We start from the raw sequence: 26,410 nt of genomic DNA on the forward strand, positions 1-26,410 counted from the left end.
AGCTCGCTGAGCTTGCTGCGCAACGTCCGTAAACTCTAACTCGATGGGGAATGTAAATGAGCACGATGCCAAGGAAGATAATATCCTGGATTCCAAGACTAACTTTGCTGTTGTGTGGGCTCATCATGTGTCTCGCCGGTATTGCTGGCGTAATGGACCCTACCGTCATCAGTGGAACTGCAACTCTTGCTCCTGACGGGATCACCAGCATCCGCGTCGACTTCGGCGGCTTCCACTTGGGTTTGGGACTGTTCGCTCTTTACGGCGTATTCTTTCGGTCGTTTTTGAAGCCTGGGTTGGTGGCAGTTGCCACCACACTGACTCTTGTTGTCATTACCAGACTTACCGGGATCAATCTGGACGGGTCGAACGATGCCCAGCTCACAATCCTATCCAGAGAATTGGTTCCCTTCACCCTCTCGGTCGTGGGATTTCTATGCCTCGTAGTTTCATCCAGAGCGCATTCTGAAACCTGAAGCTCTTTTAGGGCAATCATCCGATTACAAAGACTGGCCCGCGGCCCCTACCTATCCAGTGAGAACAGGTAAGGGTCAAACGCGTCGCCTAAATTTATTCAGCTTTCATAGCTTCGATCGAAATCGAAATGTCGACTTTATCGCTGACACCCGGCGCGTATTTGCCCAAACCAAATTCAGACCGAAGCACGGATGCTGTCGCATCGAACCCCACCCAATCCTTTTGCTCTTTGTCGTGGAAACCCATTTTGTTCATTCTTGCATCAAGAGTGACTGGATGTGTTGAACCATTCATCGTCAGGTCGCCAGTTATCTTGGCCGTTGTCTCACCAGTGACTTCAATATGCGTTGACTTGAACTCGATCTGATCATTCTCAGTCGCAACAAAAAAATCTCCACCGACGGTAAAGTTCGCATCTCTCTGCTCGAGGCCGGTGAACATCGTTGACACCGGGAACCAGACCGCAACACTGGATCCTTCCGGGTTCTCTTTGTCAAAGTCGATCTCACCTTCAATACCTGAGAACATGCCGGTTGTTCTGGAGTAACCAAGATGATCGTAGCTAAATATAATTTGTGACCATTTCGGCGCCAGAAGGTATTTTTCCGAGTCAGCCACACTGGTGGATGCCAGAGCCGAGGCAGTTAAGGCCATTGCGGCAAACAACACCGAAAGCTTCATGAAATATCTCCTGATAGAAGCGTGAAATTCTAAGGACAAAAAGCCACTCGTAAGAAAGAGCTCACTTAGTGTCCGCTAGCGTCGTGCTGATTTCATTATCTTCCTGAGCGGCACGGAATCGTCACTAAAGATGGCTTCGTCACCGTGAAAATTCGGGTCGGCGATCATTCTCCGTAACAAAGGCATATCGCGGGCTTGATTGATCGTAACCGCACCTTGGATCTTGTTGTCGACAAGCTGAATCAGGGTCAGCCCATCATCCTCGCCCGCACGCTCAATACAATGCATCTCTGCGTCCAACTGCCCCAGAATTTGAATATTCAGATCGCCCTGATCAGACCAGAACCACGGAATCGTGGAAACTTCGGTCAGCTCGCCCACCACCGATTTACCGACCGCATCACCCTGTACATTGGCATTTTCCCAAGATTCCAGGCGCATGTGACGATCATATTCAGGGTTCATCTGGTTAACTGCATCACCTATGGCGAAAATATCAGGATCAGAAGTTCTGCCAAAACTATCCGTCTTGATGCCGTTTTCGATAGTCAATCCAGCATCTTCGGCAAGCGATGTATCGGGGTCTACCCCAATACCGACTAGGATCATATCGGTGGGAACAGACGTGCCGTTCGACAATACCAAGTTTTCGCCATCCATTGCCTGGGCCTGAACACCAAACAGAAAGCGCACGCCTTTGTCAGAGTGATAGGTCTGCACAAAGGTACTGACAGTGGGTGATCCAACTCGGGGCAACAGCGCTTCACCAGCTTCAACGATTGTGACAGTGCACCCAAGCTTTTGGGCCGTTGCCGCAACCTCAAGTCCGATGAACCCGCCACCAATGACGGTCAATCGTTTGCCTTTTGTCAGTTGATCCCGCAATTTGCTGCAGTCATCCATGCTGCGAAGATAGTGAACACAATCCTCTTCGGCACCGTCCAACGAGATACGCCTTAGCCGGCTACCGGTCGCGAGAATCAGTTTGTCATAAGCTATGTTTTCGCCATCTTCGAGAAGAACGGTTTTTGTCGCCCGATCAATTTTTGTCACCGACACTCCCAAGTGCAAACGAATATCCCGTTCCTTGGCCGTCGCATCATCAAAGACAAATGGAAGCTTGCTTTCGTCATCCAGCAACATGGCTTTCGACAGAATCGGCCTTTCGTATGGTGCGCAAGGCTCCATTGAGATCAGAGAGATGTCGGCAGCTGGGTCTGATGCGCGCGCCGCCAGAGCCGCACGGCCACCCGCTTGTCCGCCACCCACAATCACGATTTTTTGTCGCTGTGACAATGCTCCACCCTTTCTTTCGTGAGTCGGGATTCGATGAACCCTTCCTGCGATATGGACTCCTGCCTGGCGAGTGCGAATATGTCAGGAAATGCACGCTCAGACAGCATTCAATTTCAATCGCATATGGCACATTTTCTCGCATTTAACAATAAAATTAGATGTTCTATTTGACATTTTTCCCAACATATGCGATTTCTGGCTGAAATTGGTGATCAAGTTGAACACCTATTAACGAACCATTGCTCAATGGGAGGAAATCCAAATGGCTAAACCAACACTTGAAGAAATGACTCAGGAAATGCGCAAGCGCGTCGGTGAAGACAGCGGCTTTGGGCACACTGTAAAATTCAACTTTGGCGACGAAGGCGTCATCTATATTGATGCCAAAAATGTCCCTCATATCGTTTCGAATGAAGACAATGACGCCGAAACAATCGTAAACATCAAATTTGGGGATTTCTGCAAGATTTCTGACGGCAGCAAAGACCCAACCGAAGCCTTTATGGCTGGCCGGATGACGATCGACGGAAACGTTGACGCAGGCTGGAAGCTCGGCTCGATCATCGGACCCGACCGGGCTTGAGTGGAAATTAGTTGAAACCCAACATGGGACGTTAGCGAATGAGCACAGACAGCACCCAACTAACTATTGCGCCACCTGATCCGGATCGCCCGCCTATGGCGTCGAACGCATTCCATGCAGCTCGGACAGCAAATACGACACTTACAACCCCGTTCCCTTATGTGACGGACGAATGCCTTGTTCCTGGTATCGCCTTGTTCCAAGGCGACCTGGGGGATGATGGCATGGGCCATTTCCATCACACAAACTCGGTTGATGAGACCTTCCTTTGCCTGGCTTCCAAGGGCTCGGCGGTCAGAACTGGTACGCTGATGGTTGGTCCACGAAGCCACCACGTTGGGTCGTTCTTTGAGAACGAGAGAGACCCGGAAAACGTGATGCTGATGATCGTTGTTCAACGTCAATCAGCAGAAGGTGTACGTCAGCATGAAGGCCTGACCTTCCATTGCCACAAGTGCCAGAATGTTATGCTGGATCACGAATTCGACGTTGAGAATTACAACGAAATCCGCGGCCCTGTGCCTGGGTACTTTGCTCCGCTGGAAACGCTGCTCAAGAGCTATGAATTCGGCAAAGAGTACAACGACGACCCAGAAGTTCGGAAATGTTCCAAATGTGGGCACGAGCACAACCTGTTCCCGATGCACGTCTGGGGTTGGACGAGCTACCATACAAATTACGAAGCCAGTGAGCATTGCCGCGATTTGCTCATCGAAGCGACGTCCGCTTGAATTTAGCGAGGAGACAGAAAGATGCCACGTAGGCGATTTCATCAAACCTATCAACTCGCTCAGCAGATCGGCTGCTATGACGAGTATCCAGCAATCTCTGAAGGTGTAGACCCGCAGGTCAACATCAGCCGAAGCGACCGCATTCAGCCGTTCCATCTGATTTGTGAAAAAGACACAATGATCGTACTGATGTCGGGCGCAGCCAAGGTTGAATTCCGCGACAGCAGCGTGAATTACGTCAAAGGAACGCCGGGTGAAATGATCTATGTTCCGGCCCGTACCCCGCATCGCGTCGTACCTTCGGAAGAGACCATCCATTATCGTTACAAAGCAGAGCATGCCGGTTTGGAGGCTGTTGCTTGGTATTGCGAGAAATGCTCGTCAGAAGTTGCGCGCGTAACTTGGGATACGGCCGAGGAACTCCCTCAAGAGGCGTATCTGCGTGCGACCAACGCCTTTAACAGTGATAAAGACATGCGCACATGCGGCGACTGCGGCACCGAACATCCGCCGGTGGATACTACCGGCAACAGATGGCAGGCAATAGTCGACGAGTTAACGGCTGAAACAGACGACGATGACGACTGGTAGGTTGTGCTGCGATTAATTACCATCGGCGATCAGCAAATAGGAGAAAAGCTTTATGACAACTGCAGATAAACTTTTATCAGTCATGAAGCTTTTCACCATTGAAGAACCGGAATGGACAGTGGAAGAGGCGACCAAACGTCTTTCCCTGTCCAGCAGCTCGACTTACCGCTACTTCAACAGTCTGAGTGCTTTCGGTCTGGTCGAGGCCTTGAACCCCGGCGTTTACACTCTTGGTCCGGCGATTATCGAATTCGACAGAATGATAAGGCGTCAGGATCAATTAGTTAAAACGGCAACGCCGATCATGCGTAAGCTGGTCGATCTGACGGGCGACAATGGTTCCGCATTGCTGTGCCGAAAGTATCGCCATCAGGTCATGTGTGTTCACTCGGAAGGGTTTGTCGATCCCGAAAAATCCCTTTCCTATGAGAGGGGCCGGCCTTTGGGGTTGTTTCTTGGCGCAGCTTCCCGAGTTGTCCTTGCCTATATCCCTAGCAGAAACCTAAAAACGATCTTCGCCGAACACGAAAAGGAAATCGAAGCTGCCGGTCTTGGGGCAACCTGGGAAGAGTTTCGTCGCAATTTGAAGCGCATCCGGTCCAACTCCATCGTAGTTGCGTATGGGCAGCTGGATCCAGGGAAGGTCGGAATCGCCGCACCTATATTCGCAGCTAACAAGTCTGTGATCGGCAGCATGACGCTTGTCTTGAACGAGCATGAAGTGAATTCGCAGATGGTCGAACGGCTATCAATTTATGTTCAGGCTGCGGCTCAGGAAGTAACCTTGGGTCTCTCAGCAGCCTTTATCGAAAAACAGTCCGGTCCGACCGGTTCAAAGAATGCAAAACCCAAATGACGGGTGCTGCGAAAGGATAGAAATGAACGATCATCCAGTTGTTGTTCTGGTCGCGTCTATGAGCGGCGTTGCAGAAATGGTCGCGGATGAAGTGGCCGATAAGCTTGTTGAAACCGGGTACAAAGCCCGCGTTGTCCGCATGGAAAAAGCATCACAAAAAATGCTGGATGCACGCGATACCTATGTGATCTGCAGTTCGACATATGGCACTGGTGAAGTGCCGGACAACGGCAAAGAGTTTCACGAGTTCCTGACAAAAGATCGCCCCGATCTGTCGTCCGTGCGCTATGGCGTCATTGCTTTGGGAAGCATGGATTATCCACAGACATTCTGTGGTGGCGGCAAAGCCTTTGATGCAACCTTCGCTGAATTGGGTGCCAAGCGGCTGGTAGATCGCATGGAACATGATGCGAAATCCGGCGTCTATCCTGAAGAAGCCGCGCTGGACTGGATCGACGGTTGGGTCGCGGCACTATCCAAAGAAATGGCCTAAAAAACCGGGAACCTTGCACCTTGCGAGGTTCCCATACAACTTGTGAGGACGGCCTTCAGAAATCAGGTTTTGTCACGGCAGTTCCCGAAGCATTTCGCCAGGAAATGCAATGAATCTACGCCTCAAACATTTTGATACCGATACCTGCGTCAACAAGATTTCTGCGAATTTTGGTTCCCATAGCAACGGCACCAACAGTATCGCCATGCAAACACACCGTATCAACGCGACATGGAAGGCGTTTCCCGGTTTTGGTGATAACCGCCTGCTCTTTCAACATCATCATGATGCGCTCGGCGGCATAGTCGGCATCCTCCAAAACAGCGCCCGGTTGCCTGCGGTCTACCAAGGTTCCGTCATTTTCGTAAGCGCGGTCAGCGTAGACCTCGCCTACCCATGAGCAATCCAGTTCCTTCACTGCCTGCTCCATCGCAGTTGATGCAATCGCCATGAGTATGATTTCGGGCTGAACTTTCAACGCGGCCTCAAAGCAGGTTCTGGCAATATTGATGTCTTCCGACGCCATGTTTCCCAAGGCACCATGCAGCTTAAGGTGTCGAACTTTTCCACCCGACAGTAGCGCCATCGACTGCGCCGCACCCAGCTGATATCCAATCATATTGGTCAGCTCATCCGAGGAAAAACTCATCCGACGGCGACCGAATCCAGTCAGATCGGGAAAACCGGGATGTGCACCAATTCCGGTCCCTTTTTGGACCGCAATTTTCATGGTCTGGGCCATAATGTTCTGATCTCCGGCGTGGAATCCGCAGGCGATGTTCGCAGATGAAACGATGTCCATCAGTGCAAGATCATCCCCCATTTTCCATGCACCAAATCCTTCGCCAAGATCCGAATTTAGATCAACCACATTAGTCATTATTGCCAGGCCCTAATTCTTAGATGTCGGATTATTGAGTGTCTGAGGCAGCCACGCGATTTCTCGAACCCACAATGAAGAAAGCAAGCACAGACAAGCCCACAATATCTGTCCAGATCGCGGAGGGAAACAAATCTGAAGGCAACAGACACAGCACACCACAAAGCGTCAAAGTTAAGCGACCGATGAACCCCCTGACATGTTGGAAAAACCCAACGAAGCCAGCAGTTACCATGTAAATACCAACCAATGCTGTTGCTATTGACCAAAGTGCCTTCAGCAGATTGCCTTCCAAAATCAATCCGGGTGCAAACAGAAAAAGAAACGGGACCAAATAAGCCGGCCAAGCCAGCTTCATTGCCTCTTTGCTTGTCTCCCATGCTGATGACCCCGCGATATTCGCTGCGGCAAATGACGCCAGTGCAACAGGCGGAGTGATCATCGACATCAGCCCGAAATAGAACACGAAAAGATGTGCTGCCATCACTGGGACACCGAATTCGATCAAAGCCGGGGCGACCAGTGTCGCCAACAGAATGTAGACCCCAACAGTTGGCATCCCCATCCCCAAAACAATGGAAATCAACGCCGTGATCAAGGCGAGCACCAGCAGACTGCCACCGCTTGCGGTGATTATGTGCAGTGTCAAATTAAAGGCAAGGCCGGTGATATTCAGAATACCAATGATCAGTCCAGCAGCTGCACAGACAACAACCAGCCCGATAGCCGATTGGCCCGCAGACGCTATGGCCTGCCAAATCTGAATTGGCCTGATACGACGGCCTTTGTAGCCAAAAATCAAGCTGCCGACCAATAACACCACAATCGAAATGACCGCAGAACGCTCCGGTCTCATGTTCAGGGCGAACAGCGTATAGATCAGCACAACGAACGGTAAAATGAAGTGCCAACCCTGTTTGAGTGCTTCGCGGCCGCTCGGGATATCAGCTTCTTCAACCTGTGCCACCCCTCGCCTGGCCGCTGTCAGATCAACATTGATGAAGATAGCGCTGTAGTAGAGCAGAGCAGATGGTAAAGCCGCCAACATCACGGTCGAATAATCCACGCCAATAAAGTCGGCCATGATAAAGGCCGCTGCCCCCATCACAGGCGGCACCAGTTGCCCACCCGTAGACGCGACCGCCTCAACCGCGCCAGCATATCTTCCATTAAAACCAGCTTTTTTCATCATCGGGATCGTAACCACGCCAGTGCCGACGACATTTCCAACCGCTGATCCTGAAATAGATCCGAACAAAGCCGACGCCGAGACTGCTACTTTTGCTGGCCCACCCCTGAAACGACCCATTCCGGATAAAGCCAGGTCATTGAAAAAATCCGCGGCTCCACAGGCCGTCAGAAACTGACCGAACAACAGGTAGGGAACGACAATTACGACGGCAACTTTCAATGCTGCGCCAAGAATGCCGTTTGCATCCAGGCTCAGATAAATGACAAGTTCGTCCCAATAAGTAGGGCGGCTCTGGAGATCACCGGGGAGAAGATGCCCCCAGAGCCCGTAGGCTATGAAGACTAGCACTACGATTAGAATTCCGGTGCCCGCAGAACGCCGCAACAACAAAAGCAACCCACCCAGCAGAACGCAGCTGATCGCAACCAGCACAGGGGGCACAAACGGAGCGTCCATCGAAAGCCGGACATAGTTCACCGCAACGTAGCCACCGGTAACAAGTGTGACCGCGGCCCACACGACAGCAATTCTGCGGGTGATCGGCCTGTCCGCGGTTTTCGCAAAACTTAAAAATCCAGAGGCTAGTGCGAGCGCGAAAGACGCGACCAATAATTGCGCATCATAGACGGACACCCCGACATAGCGATGCAGATTGGCAGCATAGATGACCGAGAGGGCCACGATCAGCCCTCTCAGCACCTGATTGGCTTGCTCCAAACGAGCGGTTTTGGATGTTCCAACCATGATTTATGTCAGCAGACGTTACTGCGACAAACCTACTTTCTGATAATAGGTGGCCGCTGCCGGATGGTAGACGAGATCCCCCATATCAGGCGCCATTTTTTCCGGGTCGAACCGCGCGAAAGTCTTAAAGATACTTCGCACTTTTTCCGGATTCTGGTGAATGTATTCGACAATCGGGGCGATCGTTTCATCCGAAACATGCGCGCCTGCCAAAAGCACATAATCATAGAACATCATGTTCGTATCGACATCCACGCCAGGGGCCGATCCTGCGGCTACAGTGTCAATATATGCGGTCGGAACGAATTCGCGCACACCGGCGAGTGCCTCGGGTGTATTCTCCAGCCCCAACCAACGGACTCCTATCGCAGCGTCCGCTTCGCGTGTCTTGCCCCCAGCAAGGGCAAAGAACGCAACTTCGGCGGTGCCGGAAATCAAGTCGTCGACGCCGTTTGGCACCGACGGTACATTGTCGAGCTGCATCTCATCGATGCTTAAACCGCCGCCTGCAAGAATGGCGTCGACCTGTGGCCGAAGCGTCGGTTGTGCGGTGTATCCATAGGTGATCGTTTTGCCCTTGGCGTCTGAGACCATGGCCATGTCGGTGTCTTTGTTGACCATGAAACCATAGGCGGACCCACCCATGGCTGCGACGATGCGCAAATTACCTAGCTGTCGCCCTTCGAAGGCACCTGTACCACCCGCGGCGGCAGAAAAGTCAGGGCTAGGAGCAAGCAGCAAATCCAAGCGGGCATTATCGACCAGAGGCATTGTTTGACCTGATCCCCCAAACGATTGCACTCGAATATCGTACCCAAGCTCATCGGCCAGAAGTTTTGCGAAACCAGCATTGGCCGCATAATTCTGTGATCCCTGTTTACTGGCTCCGATCCCCAAGCTTTGTGCGCTGGCAACTGTGCCAAGCGTCGCAATACCCAAGGCAAGAATTGCCATCCGGTTGATCTTACTGAACATAAAAATCCCTCCCTGTCAGGGTTGGCTCTTGGCTCATGCGGCAAAAGACGAGTGTTTTTAGGCTCTTAAAGTTTGCCAATGGTTTTGGGTGAGCAAAGCCAACCTCTATGGTGGGGATGATTTTTAGCAGAATTTCTATATAACAATAATACAATACACGGCATATTACATATCGTATAAAGTATACTTTTCTGTTCAATTCACTCAGCCAAGGCTGGAGCAGGCCTGCCACGCGCCCCTTTCAACTTGATGCACAGGAGGTCGCGCACCGACCTCGGTAAGTTGATGGCTGGTCAAACAGCCAGCCATCTCATTAGGTTACACTGCGGGCTGCGAAAGCCCCAGAAGTGACCGCGCTTCTGTCCAGGTTGCCACTGGGCGGCCGTGATTATGACAAATCTCTGCAGTTCGGGCCACCAAAGCGGCATTTGATGGGGCAAGTGTGTTTCGATCAAGTCGGACATTGTCCTCAAGCCCGGTTCTTGCATGACCGCCGGCCGCAATCGACCATTCGTTCAGTTCAAGCTGATGCCTTCCAATCCCGGCGGCACACCATTCCGCGTCCGGAGCAAGCCTTTGCATTGTTTTCACATAGTAATTGAAAACACTCTTGTCGGCCGGCATCGAGTTCTTCACACCCATCACGAACTGCACGTAAAGCTTGCCCGGAAGCTTACCTGCGTTACTCATGGCGACAGCCTGGTGAATATGGCTCAGATCGAACGCCTCGATCTCTGCGGTAATTTCGTATTTCGTCATTTCCGCAGCCAGCCAATCGACCAGATCGGGTGGATTGTCGTAGGTCCGAGTTGGAAAGTTTGTCGATCCAACGGACAAAGAGGCCATATCGGGACGCAACGGCAAACTGCCCCCGCGTTCATGTCCTGCGCCCGATCGTCCTCCGGTCGAGAACTGAACAATCATACCCGGGCAATGTTTGTTCAAACCTTCAAGCAACCGGCCGAATTTATCGGGATCCGAGGTAGGCGAGCCATCGTCATTGCGAACATGGCAATGCGCGATCGTCGCGCCGGCTTCGAATGCAGCTTGTGTGCTTTCTATTTGCTCGGAGACCGTGATAGGCACCGCCGGGTTGTCTGATTTTTGGGGCAAAGATCCTGTAATTGCCACACAAATAATACAAGGCTTTTGCGTCATTGGCTTAGGACTCCACCTTTTCTGGCACCATCACAAAGTCAAAAGGAGAACGCCAAACTGTATCACCGTCCTTGTTTTCAACAAATGGGGCAACCAGCGTCGCCTTTACGCCGAAAACCGCATCAGATTTGAGGTATTCATCTTCGCCAACAAAGGTATGCGTCACGATTTTCTCATGACCAGGCGCCGTCACCATGTAATGCATATGAGCAGGGCGGAAAGGGTGGCGATCGAGCTTGATCAGAAGTTTTCCAACCGGCCCATCATGGGGGATCGGATATGACACCGGCTTAATCCCCTTGAAGTGGTAGAACCCATCCGGGCCAGTCGTGAAGACACCCCGATTGTTCCACTTGGGCTGAATACCGGGTTGCTGAACGTCGTAGAAACCATCTTCGTTGTCACACCAGACATCGATACGCGCACCTTCAATCGGGTTTCCTTCAAGGTCCAAGACCCGCCCCTCAAACAGGCAAGACTGTCCCTTGCCGTCCAATGAGATGTCGGCACCCATTTCGTATTCAGGGGCGTTTTCGACATGGAATGGGCCAAACACCGTGTTCTCGGTTGCGCCTTTCGGGCGTCGGTTATTGATTGCGTCTGTCAGCATCGAAAAACCCATGACATCGCTCAACAAGATAAATTCCTGCCGGTTTTCGTCACATATTTGACCGGTTGCCGTAAGGAAATCGATTGCGATATCCCACTCGTCCTGACGCAATTCGACGTCCTTGGCAAAAGCATGCAAATGCTTGATCAATGCACCCCAAATCTGTGCCAGACGGGCATCGGCATTTGAACCATTGCGCCCAAGCACGGCCTCAACAGATGACTCTTCAGTGAAATAGTCGATTTTGGAAAGATCAACCAAATTTGACATGGGTATACCTCTATATTTGTGTGTGTCAGCGCGCTTGGTTTTCTTCCGGGGGCAGCTGTCGCAGAGACAAAAGCTCAATCCCGGTTTTTTCAGTGAACAGCCCCCACAATCCGCGCCGGGCGAACAGCATCACGGCAATCCCAAGACAGCCCAGGACGATCAGATAGACCGTGCCATAATCAGCAAGGGCCCGTTGCAGGAAATAGAACACGATCACACCGATGATCGGTCCCGGCAGTGTTCCGATTCCACCAATCACGGTTATAAAGATCACGAAAGCGGTCCAATCCACCACCGAGAATGCCGCTTCGGGTGTAACCCGTGTAATCTGAATGAACAGAAGTGCACCACAAAGACCGGTACCAAAAGCCGTCAGCATGAACACCCAAGCTTTCAGACGCGTAGGATTTACACCAACTGACCGGGCAGCCTCTTCGTTGTCGCGCAGCGATTGCAGGCCCAGGCCCATTCGTGACTTTAGGAAAAGATACGCCGCAATAAGGGTTGCAAGGGCCAGGATCAGTGCTAGCCAATAGGTCAAAGCGTCAGATGCGGCGGATGAACTACCACCCAACCAACTTTTGATCTCAGGCACGCCAAACATGGTTTTTGTAGTGCCTTTCGGCAATGAGGTGCCGGTTCCGCCGCCAAGTGCTTTCCATTGGGCAAAGCAAAGGCGCGTTATCTCTGCGATGACCCATGTTCCGATGGCAAAATAGGCCCCGGCCAACCGGAATGAAAAGAAGGCCATTGGAATTGCCAGGATCATGGCAGTGATACCTCCAACGGCGATGCCAATCAGAGGATCCAGACCCAGCAGGATAACGCAGGCGAACATGGCATATGCACCAACGCCGACAAAAGCCTGCTGGCCCACGGATACCAACCCGGCAAATCCTGCAAGCAGATTCCAATTCTGCGCCAGGATCAAAAGCGTCAGCACGCCAAACAGATCTTGCACCAAGGCCCGAGAGCCAATGACAGGCACGAGAAACAAAAGTACGATGCCAGCAAGGCCAAAAAGCTGAAGCAAGCGGGTCATATTCTTTTGATCAGACACTGCGGGTACCTCAGTCTTTGGAACGTGGGAAAAGTCCGCGGGGGCGAACGAGAAGGACAACGACAAATGCGATATGTCCGGACAGAATTTGCCATTCGGGGTTGATGGAAGCGCCCAAAGCCTGAGCGACACCGATAATCACCCCACCAGCCAAAGTGCCCCAAAGCGAGCCAAGCCCACCAATGATCACCGCCTCAAATGCGTAAAGAAGGCGTGCGGGGCCAATGCTGGGATCGAAATTGGCGCGAATGCCAAGATACAAGGCTGCAATCGTGGCAACTACCATCGCAATACCTGTAGCGACTGCAAAGACGTTATTGGGGCGGATCCCCATCAGACCCACGGTCTCGCGGTCGTCCGAAGTGGCTCGGAATGCGCGCCCAAGCTTGGTTCTGTAGAAGATCTGGTTCAGCGCAAAGATAACCACAACAGCGGATACAAAGGTCAGCAAAGGCATCACCCCAACGGTGACCGGCCCCAGCGCCAAAGACTGTGCCTCGATGGGCCCGGCTGTCAGTTTCTGACTATCCGCTGTGAATATCTCCAGCAAACCATTCTGAATCACCACAGACAGGCCGAAAGTCACCAGCAAGGGCGGCAGGATATCGTCCCCCAGCACACGGTTCAGCAAATAGGTTTGCAGCCCCCACCCCACAGCAAACATGATAGGAAACGCGAGGATCACGGCAACAAACGGGCCGAGATTCAGAGCCGTGCCGATGGACAAAATGACAAATGCTGCCAGTACAATCAGATCACCATGTGCCAAGTTGACAAGGCGCATAACGCCAAACACCAGGCTAAGCCCGGCAGCGAACAGAGCATATAGGCCACCAAGCAAAATGCCCTGAATGAGTGTGTCGACTAATATCATGCGCTTACCCCGAAATACGCGTTGTGAATCTCTTCTCGCGACAACTCGTCGGGCGTGCCCTGTAACGTCACGCGACCTTCCATCATGCAAAACACCCGGTCTGCAACTTTCATCGCTTGCCCAATATCTTGCTCAACGACGACAACAGAGGCTCCGCGCTCTTTGATCGTCGGGAACGAAGCATAGATTTCTTTGATGACAACAGGTGCCAGCCCAAGGCTGAGTTCGTCACAGAGCAAAAGATCCGGGTTTGACATCAACGCCCGACCAATCGCTACCATTTGCTGCTGACCACCGGATAATGCGGTACCCGGATGATCCCGGCGGTCCTTCAGTGCAGGAACAACTTCGTAAACACTCTCAAGGTTCCAGACCCCATTTCCGGTTCTGGTATGTGCCCCGATCAGAAGGTTTTCTTCCACCGTGAGAGAGGGAAACAACCGTCGCCCTTCCGGGACCATGGAAATCCCCCGCTCCAGCACCTCTGGTGCAGAGAGGTCACCAATGCTCTCACCCCGAAGTTTGATTGCGTCCGGTTTGTTCTTCAATAGACCCGTGATGGCACGCATCAGTGTGGATTTTCCTGCACCGTTCGCACCGATGATGGCAATCGTTTCGCCCTGCTTGATGTCGATATCGACACCAAACAGGGCCTGGAAATCACCGTAGTGAGCCGTAAGTCCGTGAGTGGATAATAGTGGCTCAGTCATACTTCAATCCCCAGATAGATTTCCCGGACCGCAGGGGCGTTCATGACCTCGTCAACCCCTCCGACCATGAGATTCTTACCGAAATTCAACACCATAAGACGATCAACAACCGAGTTGAGAGCATGCAACACATGTTCAATCCAGATGATCGACGTACCCTGACTGTGGATGTTCTTGATCGTCTTGATCAGATCGACACACTCACCGTCGGTTAGACCTCCGGCAATTTCATCCAACAAGATCAGCTTGGGAGAGGTCGCCATAGCCCGCGCCAATTCCAGGCGCTTGCGCTGCAACAGTGATAGACCACCCGCCAGATCGCGTGCGCATGATTCAAGGCCGGTTTCAGACAAAATGGACATGCAAAATGTCCCTGCCTCGTATCCCCGATGTTCTCCTCCGAACTGGGCGGCAACCATCAGGTTTTCGTAGACACTTAAATGCGCAAAAGGTTGTGGAATTTGGAACGACCGACCGACCCCGGCATGAACTCTTTCCATGGGTGTCCGCTGAGTAACGTCCACACCCTCAAAAAAGACCTGCCCTTCATCCGGTTTGATGTTCCCGGCAATCAGATTGAACAGGGTCGACTTCCCTGCCCCGTTGGGCCCGATAATTCCCAGAGCTTCCCCTGCCTGAACGTCCAGAGACACATCGTCCGTAACCTTCAAAGCCCCAAACGATTTGGATACTGATTTGAGTGTCAGGATAGACATTCGAATCTCCGAACAAAAGGAATTGGCACCGGGCCCGATTGGCCCGATGCTCAAAGGCGCTAGTTGAGGGTTTCGAGTGTACCGTCGAGCGGGATCTCGGGCGCGTTGCTGTTCTCAACGATCAGAAGTTCGAAATCACCACTGTCCTGGCGGCGCCACTGGCCACCGACCAGGGGTGTCTTGGCCACGTTTTTCTGCGCAAATGGTGGCAGGTTGTCTTTGCCCCAACCGATATGGCCAACCACTGTTTCCAGGTCGGTGCTGGCAATCGCTTCAGCCAATGCATCTCCGTCTGTTGGGTCTTCGGTGCGCTGAATTGCGCTGGCCGCAACTTCGAACAGGGCGTGAGTAAAGCCGACGGGTTGCGTCCATTTGCGCTTAGCCGCTGTTTCGAAACCGGCGGCCAGCTCAGCGCTTGTTTCACCAGTCAGTGACGATTTGAAGGGGAACGAAGGTGTCCAGTAGACTTCGCAGGTCAAGTTGTTCCCGAGATCGCCAAGTTGCTGAACGCTTTCGGGAAACAACAATGCCTTGGCGATCGAAGCCATCTTTGGATTATAGCCCTGCTGTTTCGCCTGAGTCCAAAACGTGGTGAAATCCGGAGGGATCGGAATGCCCGTGAAAATTTCCGCGTTCGCATTTTTATAAGCGTTGATCTGCGCGCTGAAATCATCGGTCAGGTTTTGGTACCGACCCGGATCGATCAGCTGATATCCTGCAGCCGCTGCAGCCGGTGGCATGCCAACATCACTTGCCCAGGCGTTCCCGTCCCCATCATTGGGCCACAGCGCCCCTAGTACCTTGTTGCTTTCAATGCTGTTCCACATGTTCAGGAACACGGACACGTTGTCTTCCAGCCCCCAGAAGAAGTGGTAGACATAGTCGAATTCCTGCCAGCTGGACGGATCACCCGGATTGCCTTGCTGACCGATGAACCACGGCTGCCACGGAGCCACAGAAGAAATCACCGGGATTTCTTCGGCTTCTGCAATGGTGCAGACAGGGTTTGTAGTTTCAGGTGTCGATGCGACGCAGATCAGATTGACCTCATCGCGGACAATCAATTCGCGCGCAACTTCGGCCGCACGGTTGGGGTTGGATTGGCTGTCTTTGACGATCACTTCAACATTCAGACCGCTTGCGGCACTGTTCTTGATGAACTGTTCGATGACATAGTTGTCAGCCTCGGAAAATGCGCTGAGCGGGCCGGACTGCGGGCTGACATATCCAATCTTAACCGTTCCGTTCTGGGCCAGGGCTGGCATCGCCAAGGCGGTGGCCCCGGCGGCCGCGCCTGTTTTCAGAAGTGTGCGTCGTGTCAGCATGTTGGTTTCCTCCCTGATGCATTTGACGGTATTTCAGGCTGTTACTCTGGTCGGCGACCTTCAAAGGCCTGCTGCAGCAATTCCCTGATCGCCTGACGTTCTATTGGGCGTGGATTCCAATAAGGATTCTGGGTCGCAATCTCGGTCGCGAGGTCCAGATCGACTGCTTGGACATTCAAATCGCGCAGTGCCAGCGGGGCATTCAGAGATTTCGCAAAATCCCACAATCCTCCGCCAATAGAACCACCGAACAGATCGGCGATCGGTTGCATCTCATCAACCACAGCAGGCGCGTTATATGCGGCTGAGTGTGGCAACATGATCGCGTGCGTTTCCGCATGCGGCAGATCAAATGTCCCGCCCAGTGTGTGGCAAATCTTGTGGTGCAGAGCCATGCCCACAGTCCCCAGGACCGCGCCACAAAGCCAGGCACCATACAGTGCTTCGCTGCGTGCTTCGATGTTTTTTGGGTTCTCCACAATGCCGGGCAGAGCGTCTCGTAGCGCGCGAACACCTTCCGCTGCCATAAGCGAGGTCACCGGGTTGCGGTTTTCAGCGTAAACAGCCTCGACCGCATGCGCCATCGCATTCAGCCCCGACGTTACGCTCATGCCTACGGGCAGACCCACGGTCAATTCGGGATCATAAATCACAACTTCGGGCAGGATCTTGGCGTGACGGATAGTTGTCTTCAGTCCATTTTCAGTCTGCCCGAGGATCGGCGTGACCTCTGATCCCGCGTAAGTGGTTGCAATCACGACCTGAGGGGTATCATTGCGATAGGCGATTGCCTTGCCGAGGCCGATAGTCGACCCTCCGCCCAAGGCAATAACACAGTCAGCATTCGCAGCTTCATAGGCCGCCATTGCTTTCTCAGTAACATCCACAGGCGTATGCATGGCCGCCTGTGAGAACACCCCAACGGCAAGTGAGCCCAGATCCGCAGCCAGTTTTTCAGCGTCATTCGCCTGAAATGGCGTCGACAAAACCAGTGCCCGGCTACAGCCCAGGCTGCTAACTTCTGCCGCAACATTGGTCGATGCTCCCAGCCCGAATACGATCCGCGCTGGATTTGCGTTGTAGGTAAACCCTGAAAACATGGCGCCCAACCTCACTCGGCGGCTACGGCAACGGCCGTATCCAGGTGCAATGCTGACATGACCTTGTCAAAACGAGATTGCAGATTTTCCGGTGTGTTGGCGGTAATAGCCACGTAAAAATCTGGACGTACCAAGACATATTTCGCGTCGATGTCTTCCAACCAGGCCTTATAGGTCCCTTCGGTGTCGACAACATCATGCTGACCGCCTGGTGCACCAATCTGAACGCCGAAGCCTTCCAGTTTTCCTAGTTGCTCACGCTGGGTTTCAGTCAATGCTGCAATCGGGTCCGCCTGATAACCGATCAGAACCCAACCCCGACCAACAGCCTGGTCAAAGCGACCCTTGTTTCCATCGTATTCGACAACGCCTTGCACAGAAAGTTCACCGGCATGGGCGCTTTCATCACACCAGACACCCTCGCCCAGATGGCAGATATCTGTCGGTACCGGCTGATTGTTCCGATGTTTCAGATCGGCGATCATACGCGCGTCGCGGTCAATCGCTTCCTTCTCATCACTGATACAGATGATGCTGCCCAACTCCTGGCTGAAGTTGATGTAGTGTTTGGCGTGCTCAATGCGTTCTGAGGAGTAGCTTTCCAGCACTTCAATCCCGGTCTTACCCTCAAGAATGGCATTCAGACGCCAGCCCATCGCCACTGCATCGCGCAAACCAGCGCACATACCTTCGCCAGCAAAAGGCGGCATCAGGTGTGCAGCGTCGCCGCCGATGAGGCACCGGCCGCTATGCCATTTCTTGGCCCAGCGGGCCTGAAAGCGATAAACTGCAGCGCGTTCCAATTCAGAGTTTTCCGGGGTCAGCCCCCAGGGCTTCAACAACCTCCAGGCATTTTCCTCTTTCTGAACTTCTTCCACGGACTCACCAGGGAGAACCATGAATTCCCAACGCCGGCGATCCGGGCCACCTTCGACAGGGCCAGGCCCGCCTGGCACAATCGTTGTTGGGCGCTTTGGATCGCACAGCTGCCACTGCGCCGGATCTTCCGGGCGTGAGGCGCAATAGTCGAACTGCGGGACCATATCTAGGATGAGCCAATCGAAGAAGTAACCCTTGTCTTCGTTCTCGATACCTAAGCTTTCGCGCACGAAACTGTTCGCGCCATCGGTTCCAACGGCGAATTTTGCGCGAATGACTTTGCGTTCTCCGTCGGGCCCAAATTCTTCGGGGTTTTGCTTAAGCGACAGCGACACGCCAGTGCTATCCTGATCCAGAGCAACGCCGTCCCAACCGCGCAAGATTGTTACGTCGGGGATTTCACCGGCAATCTTCAGCAAGCGCTTTTCAAGCAGCGGCTGGTTGAACCAGTAACGCACGCGCCAGCCGCTGGCTGATTGGCTCTGCCAGTCAACAATCTGCAGGTTCTGACCATCCCGGTTGCGCCAGTAATACAACTCATCATGACAGTTGATCGCTGAATCGGTTTCAGAATCGATTCCAAGGGACGCCAGAATGCGGGCAATCTCGTGGTCGTATGTAACCGCACGCGGCAGGCCGTAATGTGTGGACCACCGCTCAACCAGAGTGACCTTCTTCCCCTTCTGGCCCAGCAGAATGGCCAGCATGGTGCCAACCGGACCAGCACCTACAATTGCAACATCAGTATCGAAATCGCTGTTGGTCGCGGGATGGGTCATCTTTGTTTCCTCCTAAGCCCTTAGCCGTTCAACCAGCGCCCTTAAACGGGCTGGAACGGCCAAAAAGTTACCTCTTCTTGACGCTAGATCGTTTTCGAATGTTCGTCAAGTTTGGTTACTATTCGCTATTGGACGCCACTCTTTCCAATGAAGGTGTGAAATATTATCGTTTGTTTATCGTAAGTTATGATCACATTCCGCCGTTTTACGGTGAGATCCGAAAATCCGTCAGAAGCAATCCATAGGCTTCAACTTTCCCAATGGTTGTGAAAGAAGTTGTGGCAAAATTCAAAATTGAATATGATTCGATTATTGTCAGGCGGAACTCAAAATGAGCGAAATGATCCCCGTTAAGGAGGGCCGAGTTGCAAAGCGTCAGCGTCGAAATAAACAGGCGCTGATTGGGGCTGCTCGTGAAATCATGTCCGAGCGCGGCGTCGATGCCGCAACCATGTTGGAGATTGCCGAAAAGGCAGATGTCGGCGCTGGCACAGTCTATAGCTATTTCAAATCGAAAGACGAATTGGCAATCGCCGTTTTGGAAACCCTGATGCATGATCTGGCGTTGAGGATCGAAGAGGTCACGGACACGTTCGACGACCCCGCCCAAGTCTACGCCTTTGGTATTAGAACCGTGCTCGATACAGCAACAGGCGACACGCACTGGAAACAGCTTTTGCACAGATCTGAGGTCATATCAGACACGATGTTCCGGATGATGGGTCCCTTCGCCATTCGCGACTTGAGGCGGGCCTCACAGGCCGGTCGATTTCAGGTCTCTGATGCCGAGCTGGTCTGGAGGTTGACCACACATGCCCTGATTGGTGCCGCCCTTGCGATAACCAATGACAATGTCCCTCACAGCAGCAAAAGCCAAATCATCACCCAACTTTTGTGCATGACGGGAATTGGCAAGAATGCAGCGGTTGAGCTGGCTGCGCGTCCACGTCCGGAAATCAGTGGTCAATAGCACCTACGCTTCAACGCCTACTGTCCAAGCATGAGGTTCGGCAGCCACAAGGTCAACGCAGGGAAGAAAACGACCAGAACCAGCAAGACAGCCAATGCGATTAGGAACACTCCGGCTTCACGCACGACCTGACCAACTCTGGCACCAGACTGGGCCGCGGTTACGAACAGCAAAATGCCAACCGGTGGAGTAACCAGTCCAATCGCACCGGCCAGGACCACCACAAGTCCAAACTGAACTATATCCACCCCTGTCATGATCGCTGTGGGTGCCACAATCGGGGCCACAACGATTGTGATGATCACCGGGTCCAGTACCGTCCCCAGAATCAGCATAAAAACCGCCACAAGCGCCAAAAACATTGTCGGAGTGAGCTGAATCCCATTCACCATTGAAACGAATTGCGCCCCAACCCCCATGCGTGCGGTGATCCAGATGAATGCACCGGACACACTGACGATGATCAGGACCTTGGCGCTGTCAATCGCCGCATCCCCAAGCGCCGCACAAAAGCTGCGCAGCGTCGTCTCGCGATATATGAGAAGTGAGACAATTATCGAATACAGTACGGCAATCGAACCAATTTCTGAAACGGTTGCGAAGCCAGATACCATCCCTCCAATGACGACAACTGGCAGGATCAGCGCAAGGATACTGCGCTGCAATGCGACCCAAACCGCACGCCAGCCCTGCCAACGCTGAGCGGGATATCCGCGCTTGATCGAAACGACGATCGATACGCCCAAAAGGAAAATCCCCATGAGAATCCCGGGCAAAATCGCAGCCACGAAAAGTCGCGTGATATCTGCACCCGTAAACAGCGCAAAAACGACCATCGGAATTGAGGGGGGAATGACAATTCCGATGGTCGCAGAGGCTGCAGTCACCGCCGCCGCGTAGGCAGGGCTATACCCATCGCGTTTCATTGCGGGGATCATTACTGATCCAACTGCGGCGACATCAGCTATGGCAGAGCCTGAGATACCGGCGAAAATCATGCTCGACCCGATATTGGCATGGCTCAATCCACCCCGGATATGCGCCAACAGAGTCCGGGCGAGATCCAGCAATCGCGCACTCATGCCTCCGGCGTTCATGATTGTGCCAACAGCCATGAAGTAGACCAGCGCCGTAAAGGCGGAATTGTCGAGGCCCTGAACCAATCCCTGCACCACGACCGAGGGGCACATGATCGGTGCATAGACAATCGCAAAAGCTACGACCGAAAGTGCCATCGCATAAAACACCGGAAACCGTAGCAGCATCAGGACAATCATTACGGCTACGGTAAACGCAGTCTCTAACACGGCTTCAGTCCTTTCGAACGAGTGCCGTGATACTGACCAAGATCAGTAAAAACGACCCCACCATCACTGGAAAGAACTTCAGGTTTGCATGCGCGCCAGGTATTGATGTCAGATCAATCTGCGCATAGCGGGCCGCAGCCTCAGACGCGTGATACAACAGGAACCCACCGCTCACCGCCATGGAAAGCTGTAAAACAATTTGCCCTACCCTGCGCAGGGACCGGATGTTTGGCACAGGTATGAAATCGACGGATATATGCGAACGTTTCATCCACAACAGCGGGGCGCCCAGCCAAGCCAACCACATCAACCCGATTGTTGAAACATCTCTTGCCCAAGGCAACCCCAGCGCAAAAAAGTAGCGCAGAATGACCTGCGTAGACTCCAGCAACACCAACCCGACCAAAAGCCCCCCCAGCACAGCCCGCAAAAACCATGTAAGGGAGGTGTCGATCTGTTTAGACCAATCAACGACGTGCAACATGAACCTCAGAGACCTTTGATCTGGTCGTACAACCCAGCGGGCCACATCTCTCCGTCAAGTTTTTCGATGACTGGGGCTATGGCCTCCTGAAAGGCCTCAATATCCGGCGTCGAAATCGTGACACCACGCTCCGCCGCAAGCGCCTGAGCGGCCTCCATCCGGGCTTCTCCGGCCGCGTTTATAGTCGCAGAAGTGACAGTTGCGGCTTCGGTCACCCAACCCTTTTGCTCCTCTGTAAGTGTGTCCCACTTTCCACCTGACATCCAAAGCCCCATGCCGGCATGGACGGTATTGATTGGCGCGTAATAGGGACTGGCCTCATCATAGCCCGCGTCAAGGTAATCTACGAGACCTTGATCTTGACCATCTACCGTTCCGGTTTTTAAAGCGATCATAAGTTCGGGCGACGGGATCGGTGTCGGCACCGCACCAAACGCTTCGTAGGTCGCTACGATGGCCGGGTGCATTGCTACACGCACCCTTTGGCCCGAAAGGTCTTCGGGTTTGACAACTTCAATATCACGGGTGGAAACCGCACGTGGATAGCGATCGCCAACATACCCGACATAATGAATTCCGGTCGCAGTGTCAGCGCGGTCCATCATGGCCTTGAACAGCTCGCTTTCTGTAAACCGGTGTAGATGCGCTTGATCTTCAAACAGATAAGGCGCGAAGAGCACTGAAAAGTCCGACGCTTCCTTCATGAAGCTGACGCCGACAAGTTCAAACAGATGCAGATCCAGATCACCGGCCCGCAGTTGAGCCCAGTGATCCGGAATACCCCCCATTGCGCCGCCGCCGACAATATCCACGGCAACCGTTCCGCCGGATAGGGTGTCCAGTGACTCGGCAAAAATCTCGGCACTTTCCTGAAACACCGAATTTGTTGGTGCTGTATGACCTAACAAAAGTGTGACATCTGCTGCATATGCAGCGCCTGCGCTTAACGTCAGTGATGCAATAGTACCGTTCATCAATCTCGCAAGCATTCCCATGAGTTTTCCCCTCCGTATTCGGTTTCAAACAACCCTGAATTAATCCAATCGGCATCTCTCTAAACTGGACAGCCATTGGCGCGGTTGTTTCCTGGGCCGATCTCAGAATTCACATTGGGCGCATCAGAGATGTGGCAAGCCTTGCAAGCTGACGGCACATCGACAGCGTTGTTCTGCATTTCGAACCTATTAGCCAAAACGGCCCCCAATTCGGCTAACGATTGTAGCCTAATGTCGTAGAAAACATTGTGTGAAATACATAATTTTTACCCCTTTGATACCCTATTGGATATGTATCAAAAAACTACTAAGAGGTTGCCGCAATGGAAATCCCGAGACAGCTCCCAAACCTAGTGAGCGAGGACAAGGCACTCAATCTAACCTGAGGAATCCGCCTTAGGTCGGTCATCCTGGCCAGTCTGACGCATCGCGCTTGTCAAAAAAGATGCAAAACTTCGGTTTTTGTGCAGACTAGAAAAGAAACCGAAGGGAGAATGCGCATGTGCCAGGTATTTGCCGGTCAAGACCCGGAACGTTATGCGAGCGCAACGCGGCGCATTCGTATTAATGGCCAAAGCACGAGCATCAGACTCGAAAACGCATTTTGGCAAGTCATTGATACGATTGCGGATAATGACGGGATGACGACACCGGTTTTCATCTCGAAGCTGCATAGCGAAGTTCTGGAGCTTCGCGGAGAACCCGTTAATTTTACGTCGCTTTTACGCTGTGCCTGTTTGAAATTCATGGAGATTTCTACCCATGATGAACAGCCAGCGGTAGCCGCGGAATAGCCGCGGAGTTCTTAGAATATAAATTCTGCAGGGTAGTAAGCCTATACTACCTGCCTAGCCAATGATGGTCTGTAGACTGCTTCTGTCACAACAGAAGGGGGAAGCGGGCTTTGGCAAAAGCAATACACTCGATGATACGTGTTCTGAACGAGGCACGATCCGTCAGCTTCTACGACACAGCATTCGGCCTCAAAGTCGCCGATCGTCTTGATTTCGAGAATTTTACGCTCGTTTATCTCAGCAACCCTGAAAGCAGTTTCGAGCTGGAACTGACCATCAACAAAGGCCAGACCGAAGCCTATGAGCTGGGAAATGGCTACGGCCATTTTGCGGTGTCTGTCGACAACCTTGATGAAGAACATGCGCGGTTCGAACGCGAAGGGTTATCTCCACGTAAGCTCGTCGAGTTTGCCCCGGACGGCAGACTTGTCGGCCGCTTCTTCTTTGTCACCGACCCGGATGGCTATGAGATTGAAGTTCTCGAACGGTCTGGTCGCTTTCAGTAAAATCAAAGGGAGGAAAAGATGGAGAGTTTAAAACGCCGGAAGGGGCTGACACGTCGACAGCTTTTGTCCAATGCGACAGCAATAGGCGCGTCCTTCGTCGTCGGTGCAACATTCATCGCCGCACCAAACGCAGCCTGGGCCGTCGAAACGTCGGTTCTAAAGCCCGAGACATTTGCAACGCTGGTTCAGATGGCACGCGATATCTACCCGCACGACAAGGTGGGTGACGAATTCTACGTGGTCGCGGTCAAAGGATATGACACCGACGAAGCCGCAGCATCTGTCGAGGCCGGTATTGACGCCCTGAACGCGGCTGCACAGGGCAAGGGATATGACAGCTACCTGGGCACCGGCTGGGAACGCGATCGCGTCGATATTCTGCGCAGCATGGAAGATAGCCCGTTTTTCCAGACAGTTCGCGGTGGTCTTGTGACCGGTCTTTACAACCAAAAAGCCGTTTGGCCAATTTTTGGGTATGAGGGCTCCTCTTTCGAGTTCGGGGGGTACATCGACCGAGGCTTCAACGACATCAACTGGCTTTAAAGGGAGAGATGGCACCATGACGGCACCTTTTGATCTCACCGACGACAGCGTTGTTGTCGTAATTGGAACCGGCGCTGGCGGCGGCGTTCTGTCAAACGAATTGGCGCAGAAAGGCATTAGTGTTGTCGCGCTAGAAGCTGGCGGGCGATACCTGCCAGAAGACTATGTAAACGACGAATGGGAAAGTTTCGGCCAGCTCGCCTGGGTCGACCCTCGAACGACAACGGGTGACTGGCGTGTTGCAAAGGATTTTTCTGGCCTGCCAGCCTGGATCGTCAAGGCCGTTGGCGGCACCACAACGCATTGGGCCGGAGCGTCGCTGCGCTTTCAGGACCACGAATGGAAGGCCGCGACGACCTATGGTGACGTTCAAGGCGCAAACCTATTGGACTGGCCCATCGATCCGCGCGAGATGGATGATTACTATACCAAAGCCGAAAACAAACTGGGTGTGACCCGAACCGGAGATCGTGCCGGCTTGCCGGGAAACAACAACTATCTCGTCTTCGAAAAAGGTGCAAAAGCGCTTGGGTATGAGCAGGTTAATACCGGTCGTATGGCAATCAACTCTGCCGAAACCGAAGATCGCCTGGCCTGCCAACAAACCGGGTTTTGTTTTCAAGGATGTAAGTGGGGTGCGAAATGGTCCGCAGCGTACACTGATATCCCAGCAGGCGAGGCCACCGGCAACCTAGAGGTGCGCGAAAACTCCCACGTCGCACGCATCCTGCACAATGATGAAGGCAAAGTCACCGGCGTCGAATACTTCGACAAAGATGGCAATCTTCAGATGCAACAGGCCCGTGTAGTTTGTGTTGCAGGCAACTCGTTCGAAAGCCCGAGAATGCTTTTGAACTCTGCCTCTTCGATGTTCCCTGACGGTTTGGCAAACAGCTCTGGCCAGGTTGGGCGGAACTATATGCGTCACATGACCGGTTCGGTCTATGCTGTCTTCGATCAACCCGTGAAAATGTGGCGCGGCACCACGATGGCAGGGATCATCCAAGATGAATCACGTCATGATCCAAGTCGCGGTTTTGTCGGCGGTTATGAACTTGAAACTCTGGCTCTTGGGTTGCCATTCATGGCGGCCTTCTTGGATCCGGGCGCTTGGGGCCGTGAATTCACATCAGCTTTGGATTCATACGAGAATATGGCCGGTATGTGGATCGTTGGCGAAGACATGCCACAAGAAACAAACCGCGTTACGCTCAACCACGAAGTGAAAGACCAGCATGGACTGCCAGTCGTGAATGTACATTTCGATGATCACCCAAATGACATTGCAATGCGCAATCACGCCTATGCGCAAGGCGCTGCTGTCTATGAAGCGGTTGGTGCGACACGGGTCTTCCCGACGCCACCTTACCCCTCCACCCATAACCTCGGGACAAATCGAATGTCCGAGAATCCGCGGGACGGCGTGGTGAATAAATGGGGCCAGACCCATGACATTTCCAACCTCTTCATCTCGGATGGTTCGCAGTTCACAACCGGCGCTGCCGAGAACCCGACACTGACCATTGTGGCTCTTGCCATCCGTCAAGCCGACCACCTTGCCGAACAAATGTCAGCGGGTAACCTCTGAAACTTTATTTGCGTGCCCGGGCAATCCGGGCACCAAAACATCATATTTGGATCGCATTATTTCAGCGTGAATCCGCTGGATTTTGAAGATACAAGAAAAACTATGCCAGAGCCCATGTTTTTAAGGGCATTTCATCGTTGTATTCGGTGCTCAGCCTAGACTCAGAAGGCTGTAATTGCTAGTTTAAGATACATAATAAAAAGCCAAAATAGCACGCGGACAAACATATCGCTTTTTGTCACG

The 26,410-nt window shown here is 52.8% G+C and carries 28 protein-coding genes; 11 read left to right on the top strand and 17 right to left on the bottom strand.

Features of this window, described 5'->3' with window-relative positions:
• The first annotated feature begins 56 nt into the window (after positions 1-56).
• On the top strand, positions 57-476 hold the full coding sequence (locus AC2FIP_RS11155) for a DUF4345 family protein (RefSeq protein ID WP_496786420.1): 420 nt from the start codon (positions 57-59) through the stop codon (positions 474-476).
• Between the two features lie 94 nt (positions 477-570).
• On the opposite strand, the gene AC2FIP_RS11160 is transcribed toward AC2FIP_RS11155, so the two are convergent.
• Complete coding sequence (locus AC2FIP_RS11160) at positions 571-1,158, bottom strand: YceI family protein (protein ID WP_496705225.1); 588 nt, start codon at positions 1,156-1,158, stop codon at positions 571-573.
• 75 nt (positions 1,159-1,233) lie between these two features.
• Positions 1,234-2,454, bottom strand: coding sequence for an NAD(P)/FAD-dependent oxidoreductase (locus tag AC2FIP_RS11165; protein ID WP_496786422.1), 1,221 nt, complete (start codon positions 2,452-2,454; stop codon positions 1,234-1,236).
• Between the two features lie 262 nt (positions 2,455-2,716).
• On the opposite strand from AC2FIP_RS11165, the gene AC2FIP_RS11170 reads away from it, so the two are divergent.
• Genes AC2FIP_RS11170 through AC2FIP_RS11190 form a run of 5 tightly spaced genes read left to right on the top strand, consistent with a single transcriptional unit; the run spans position 2,717 to position 5,708 of the window.
• Entirely contained in the window at positions 2,717-3,037 is a 321-nt protein-coding gene (locus tag AC2FIP_RS11170) for an SCP2 sterol-binding domain-containing protein (protein ID WP_496702006.1), read from the top strand.
• A gap of 38 nt (positions 3,038-3,075) precedes the next feature.
• Complete coding sequence (locus AC2FIP_RS11175; protein ID WP_496705227.1) at positions 3,076-3,768, top strand: cupin domain-containing protein; 693 nt, start codon at positions 3,076-3,078, stop codon at positions 3,766-3,768.
• A gap of 21 nt (positions 3,769-3,789) precedes the next feature.
• The gene (locus tag AC2FIP_RS11180; protein ID WP_496702010.1) at positions 3,790-4,359 is read left to right on the top strand and encodes a cupin domain-containing protein; all 570 of its coding nucleotides are present in this window, start codon (positions 3,790-3,792) and stop codon (positions 4,357-4,359) included.
• A gap of 52 nt (positions 4,360-4,411) precedes the next feature.
• Positions 4,412-5,215, top strand: a complete 804-nt coding sequence (locus tag AC2FIP_RS11185; protein ID WP_496786424.1) for an IclR family transcriptional regulator — start codon at positions 4,412-4,414, stop codon at positions 5,213-5,215.
• Positions 5,216-5,237: 22 nt separating this feature from the next.
• Positions 5,238-5,708, top strand: a complete 471-nt coding sequence (locus AC2FIP_RS11190; RefSeq protein ID WP_496702014.1) for a flavodoxin domain-containing protein — start codon at positions 5,238-5,240, stop codon at positions 5,706-5,708.
• A gap of 115 nt (positions 5,709-5,823) precedes the next feature.
• On the opposite strand, the gene AC2FIP_RS11195 is transcribed toward AC2FIP_RS11190, so the two are convergent.
• The 12 genes from AC2FIP_RS11195 to mhpA all read right to left on the bottom strand — a co-directional run bounded on the left by AC2FIP_RS11195 (position 5,824) and on the right by mhpA (position 18,980).
• Positions 5,824-6,588 carry a LamB/YcsF family protein gene (locus tag AC2FIP_RS11195; RefSeq protein ID WP_496709059.1) on the bottom strand — a complete coding sequence of 255 codons (765 nt, stop codon included), beginning with the start codon at positions 6,586-6,588 and terminating at the stop codon, positions 5,824-5,826.
• Between the two features lie 31 nt (positions 6,589-6,619).
• The gene (locus AC2FIP_RS11200; RefSeq protein ID WP_496786426.1) at positions 6,620-8,524 is read right to left on the bottom strand and encodes a TRAP transporter permease; all 1,905 of its coding nucleotides are present in this window, start codon (positions 8,522-8,524) and stop codon (positions 6,620-6,622) included.
• A gap of 18 nt (positions 8,525-8,542) precedes the next feature.
• Positions 8,543-9,499: a TAXI family TRAP transporter solute-binding subunit gene (locus AC2FIP_RS11205; RefSeq protein ID WP_496786428.1), complete on the bottom strand. Its 957-nt coding sequence runs from the start codon at positions 9,497-9,499 to the stop codon at positions 8,543-8,545.
• Between the two features lie 318 nt (positions 9,500-9,817).
• Positions 9,818-10,657 (bottom strand): 3-oxoadipate:acetyl-CoA acetyltransferase, encoded by an 840-nt coding sequence (locus AC2FIP_RS11210; protein WP_496786429.1) that lies wholly within the window; start codon positions 10,655-10,657, stop codon positions 9,818-9,820.
• A 4-nt stretch (positions 10,658-10,661) separates the two neighbouring features.
• Complete coding sequence (locus AC2FIP_RS11215) at positions 10,662-11,537, bottom strand: dioxygenase family protein (protein WP_496786430.1); 876 nt, start codon at positions 11,535-11,537, stop codon at positions 10,662-10,664.
• 25 nt (positions 11,538-11,562) lie between these two features.
• The gene (locus tag AC2FIP_RS11220; RefSeq protein WP_496786432.1) at positions 11,563-12,579 is read right to left on the bottom strand and encodes a branched-chain amino acid ABC transporter permease; all 1,017 of its coding nucleotides are present in this window, start codon (positions 12,577-12,579) and stop codon (positions 11,563-11,565) included.
• 28 nt (positions 12,580-12,607) lie between these two features.
• Positions 12,608-13,471: a branched-chain amino acid ABC transporter permease gene (locus tag AC2FIP_RS11225; RefSeq protein WP_496702028.1), complete on the bottom strand. Its 864-nt coding sequence runs from the start codon at positions 13,469-13,471 to the stop codon at positions 12,608-12,610.
• On the bottom strand, positions 13,468-14,181 hold the full coding sequence (locus AC2FIP_RS11230) for an ABC transporter ATP-binding protein (protein WP_496709065.1): 714 nt from the start codon (positions 14,179-14,181) through the stop codon (positions 13,468-13,470). The genes AC2FIP_RS11225 and AC2FIP_RS11230 overlap by 4 nt, the downstream gene beginning before the upstream one ends.
• Complete coding sequence (locus AC2FIP_RS11235; protein WP_496786434.1) at positions 14,178-14,897, bottom strand: ABC transporter ATP-binding protein; 720 nt, start codon at positions 14,895-14,897, stop codon at positions 14,178-14,180. The genes AC2FIP_RS11230 and AC2FIP_RS11235 overlap by 4 nt, the downstream gene beginning before the upstream one ends.
• Before the next feature lie 59 nt (positions 14,898-14,956).
• A complete protein-coding gene (locus AC2FIP_RS11240) occupies positions 14,957-16,222 on the bottom strand; it encodes an ABC transporter substrate-binding protein (protein WP_496702034.1) in 1,266 nt (421 codons plus the stop codon).
• A gap of 41 nt (positions 16,223-16,263) precedes the next feature.
• Positions 16,264-17,322, bottom strand: a complete 1,059-nt coding sequence (locus AC2FIP_RS11245; RefSeq protein WP_496786436.1) for a maleylacetate reductase — start codon at positions 17,320-17,322, stop codon at positions 16,264-16,266.
• Positions 17,323-17,333: 11 nt separating this feature from the next.
• Positions 17,334-18,980, bottom strand: a complete 1,647-nt coding sequence (gene mhpA, locus AC2FIP_RS11250) for a bifunctional 3-(3-hydroxy-phenyl)propionate/3-hydroxycinnamic acid hydroxylase MhpA (protein ID WP_496786438.1) — start codon at positions 18,978-18,980, stop codon at positions 17,334-17,336.
• Positions 18,981-19,311: 331 nt separating this feature from the next.
• Here mhpA and AC2FIP_RS11255 point away from each other — a divergent pair, with 331 nt between their 5' ends.
• On the top strand, positions 19,312-19,950 hold the full coding sequence (locus AC2FIP_RS11255) for a TetR/AcrR family transcriptional regulator (RefSeq protein WP_496702039.1): 639 nt from the start codon (positions 19,312-19,314) through the stop codon (positions 19,948-19,950).
• 17 nt (positions 19,951-19,967) lie between these two features.
• Here AC2FIP_RS11255 and AC2FIP_RS11260 read toward each other — a convergent pair whose 3' ends face one another.
• Genes AC2FIP_RS11260 through AC2FIP_RS11270 form a run of 3 tightly spaced genes read right to left on the bottom strand, consistent with a single transcriptional unit; the run spans position 19,968 to position 22,736 of the window.
• Positions 19,968-21,257 carry a TRAP transporter large permease gene (locus AC2FIP_RS11260; protein ID WP_496786440.1) on the bottom strand — a complete coding sequence of 430 codons (1,290 nt, stop codon included), beginning with the start codon at positions 21,255-21,257 and terminating at the stop codon, positions 19,968-19,970.
• Positions 21,258-21,261: 4 nt separating this feature from the next.
• Complete coding sequence (locus AC2FIP_RS11265) at positions 21,262-21,741, bottom strand: TRAP transporter small permease (RefSeq protein WP_496786442.1); 480 nt, start codon at positions 21,739-21,741, stop codon at positions 21,262-21,264.
• A 5-nt stretch (positions 21,742-21,746) separates the two neighbouring features.
• Complete coding sequence (locus AC2FIP_RS11270) at positions 21,747-22,736, bottom strand: TRAP transporter substrate-binding protein (protein WP_496786443.1); 990 nt, start codon at positions 22,734-22,736, stop codon at positions 21,747-21,749.
• A gap of 500 nt (positions 22,737-23,236) precedes the next feature.
• Between AC2FIP_RS11270 and AC2FIP_RS11275 the strand changes: the two genes are divergently transcribed.
• The 4 genes from AC2FIP_RS11275 (at position 23,237) to AC2FIP_RS11290 (ending at position 26,167) form a co-directional block, all read left to right on the top strand.
• On the top strand, positions 23,237-23,530 hold the full coding sequence (locus AC2FIP_RS11275) for a ribbon-helix-helix domain-containing protein (RefSeq protein ID WP_496697140.1): 294 nt from the start codon (positions 23,237-23,239) through the stop codon (positions 23,528-23,530).
• Positions 23,531-23,640: 110 nt separating this feature from the next.
• A complete protein-coding gene (locus AC2FIP_RS11280) occupies positions 23,641-24,036 on the top strand; it encodes a VOC family protein (RefSeq protein ID WP_496709071.1) in 396 nt (131 codons plus the stop codon).
• Between the two features lie 18 nt (positions 24,037-24,054).
• Positions 24,055-24,579 carry a twin-arginine translocation signal domain-containing protein gene (locus tag AC2FIP_RS11285; protein WP_496786445.1) on the top strand — a complete coding sequence of 175 codons (525 nt, stop codon included), beginning with the start codon at positions 24,055-24,057 and terminating at the stop codon, positions 24,577-24,579.
• Between the two features lie 16 nt (positions 24,580-24,595).
• Positions 24,596-26,167: a GMC family oxidoreductase gene (locus AC2FIP_RS11290; RefSeq protein WP_496697146.1), complete on the top strand. Its 1,572-nt coding sequence runs from the start codon at positions 24,596-24,598 to the stop codon at positions 26,165-26,167.
• The last annotated feature ends 243 nt before the right edge of the window (positions 26,168-26,410 follow it).

It is taken from the genome of Ruegeria sp. CDSB114 (assembly GCF_059611025.1).

Excerpts from the sequence above, each read along its gene's own strand:
- AC2FIP_RS11210 (WP_496786429.1), bottom strand. The coding sequence starts at position 10,657 with ATGACGCAAAAGCCTTGTATTATTTGTGTGGCAATTACAGGATCTTTG.
- AC2FIP_RS11270 (WP_496786443.1), bottom strand. The coding sequence starts at position 22,736 with ATGGGAATGCTTGCGAGATTGATGAACGGTACTATTGCATCACTGACG.
- AC2FIP_RS11240 (WP_496702034.1), bottom strand. The coding sequence starts at position 16,222 with ATGCTGACACGACGCACACTTCTGAAAACAGGCGCGGCCGCCGGGGCC.
- AC2FIP_RS11245 (WP_496786436.1), bottom strand. The coding sequence starts at position 17,322 with ATGTTTTCAGGGTTTACCTACAACGCAAATCCAGCGCGGATCGTATTC.
- AC2FIP_RS11230 (WP_496709065.1), bottom strand. The coding sequence starts at position 14,181 with ATGACTGAGCCACTATTATCCACTCACGGACTTACGGCTCACTACGGT.
- AC2FIP_RS11290 (WP_496697146.1), top strand. The coding sequence starts at position 24,596 with ATGACGGCACCTTTTGATCTCACCGACGACAGCGTTGTTGTCGTAATT.
- AC2FIP_RS11175 (WP_496705227.1), top strand. The coding sequence starts at position 3,076 with ATGAGCACAGACAGCACCCAACTAACTATTGCGCCACCTGATCCGGAT.
- AC2FIP_RS11255 (WP_496702039.1), top strand. The coding sequence starts at position 19,312 with ATGAGCGAAATGATCCCCGTTAAGGAGGGCCGAGTTGCAAAGCGTCAG.
- mhpA (WP_496786438.1), bottom strand. The coding sequence starts at position 18,980 with ATGACCCATCCCGCGACCAACAGCGATTTCGATACTGATGTTGCAATT.
- AC2FIP_RS11220 (WP_496786432.1), bottom strand. The coding sequence starts at position 12,579 with ATGACCCGCTTGCTTCAGCTTTTTGGCCTTGCTGGCATCGTACTTTTG.
- AC2FIP_RS11265 (WP_496786442.1), bottom strand. The coding sequence starts at position 21,741 with ATGTTGCACGTCGTTGATTGGTCTAAACAGATCGACACCTCCCTTACA.
- AC2FIP_RS11155 (WP_496786420.1), top strand. The coding sequence starts at position 57 with ATGAGCACGATGCCAAGGAAGATAATATCCTGGATTCCAAGACTAACT.
- AC2FIP_RS11205 (WP_496786428.1), bottom strand. The coding sequence starts at position 9,499 with ATGTTCAGTAAGATCAACCGGATGGCAATTCTTGCCTTGGGTATTGCG.
- AC2FIP_RS11200 (WP_496786426.1), bottom strand. The coding sequence starts at position 8,524 with ATGGTTGGAACATCCAAAACCGCTCGTTTGGAGCAAGCCAATCAGGTG.
- AC2FIP_RS11215 (WP_496786430.1), bottom strand. The coding sequence starts at position 11,537 with ATGTCAAATTTGGTTGATCTTTCCAAAATCGACTATTTCACTGAAGAG.
- AC2FIP_RS11180 (WP_496702010.1), top strand. The coding sequence starts at position 3,790 with ATGCCACGTAGGCGATTTCATCAAACCTATCAACTCGCTCAGCAGATC.
- AC2FIP_RS11225 (WP_496702028.1), bottom strand. The coding sequence starts at position 13,471 with ATGATATTAGTCGACACACTCATTCAGGGCATTTTGCTTGGTGGCCTA.
- AC2FIP_RS11185 (WP_496786424.1), top strand. The coding sequence starts at position 4,412 with ATGACAACTGCAGATAAACTTTTATCAGTCATGAAGCTTTTCACCATT.
- AC2FIP_RS11285 (WP_496786445.1), top strand. The coding sequence starts at position 24,055 with ATGGAGAGTTTAAAACGCCGGAAGGGGCTGACACGTCGACAGCTTTTG.
- AC2FIP_RS11195 (WP_496709059.1), bottom strand. The coding sequence starts at position 6,588 with ATGACTAATGTGGTTGATCTAAATTCGGATCTTGGCGAAGGATTTGGT.
- AC2FIP_RS11190 (WP_496702014.1), top strand. The coding sequence starts at position 5,238 with ATGAACGATCATCCAGTTGTTGTTCTGGTCGCGTCTATGAGCGGCGTT.
- AC2FIP_RS11160 (WP_496705225.1), bottom strand. The coding sequence starts at position 1,158 with ATGAAGCTTTCGGTGTTGTTTGCCGCAATGGCCTTAACTGCCTCGGCT.
- AC2FIP_RS11275 (WP_496697140.1), top strand. The coding sequence starts at position 23,237 with ATGTGCCAGGTATTTGCCGGTCAAGACCCGGAACGTTATGCGAGCGCA.
- AC2FIP_RS11170 (WP_496702006.1), top strand. The coding sequence starts at position 2,717 with ATGGCTAAACCAACACTTGAAGAAATGACTCAGGAAATGCGCAAGCGC.
- AC2FIP_RS11235 (WP_496786434.1), bottom strand. The coding sequence starts at position 14,897 with ATGTCTATCCTGACACTCAAATCAGTATCCAAATCGTTTGGGGCTTTG.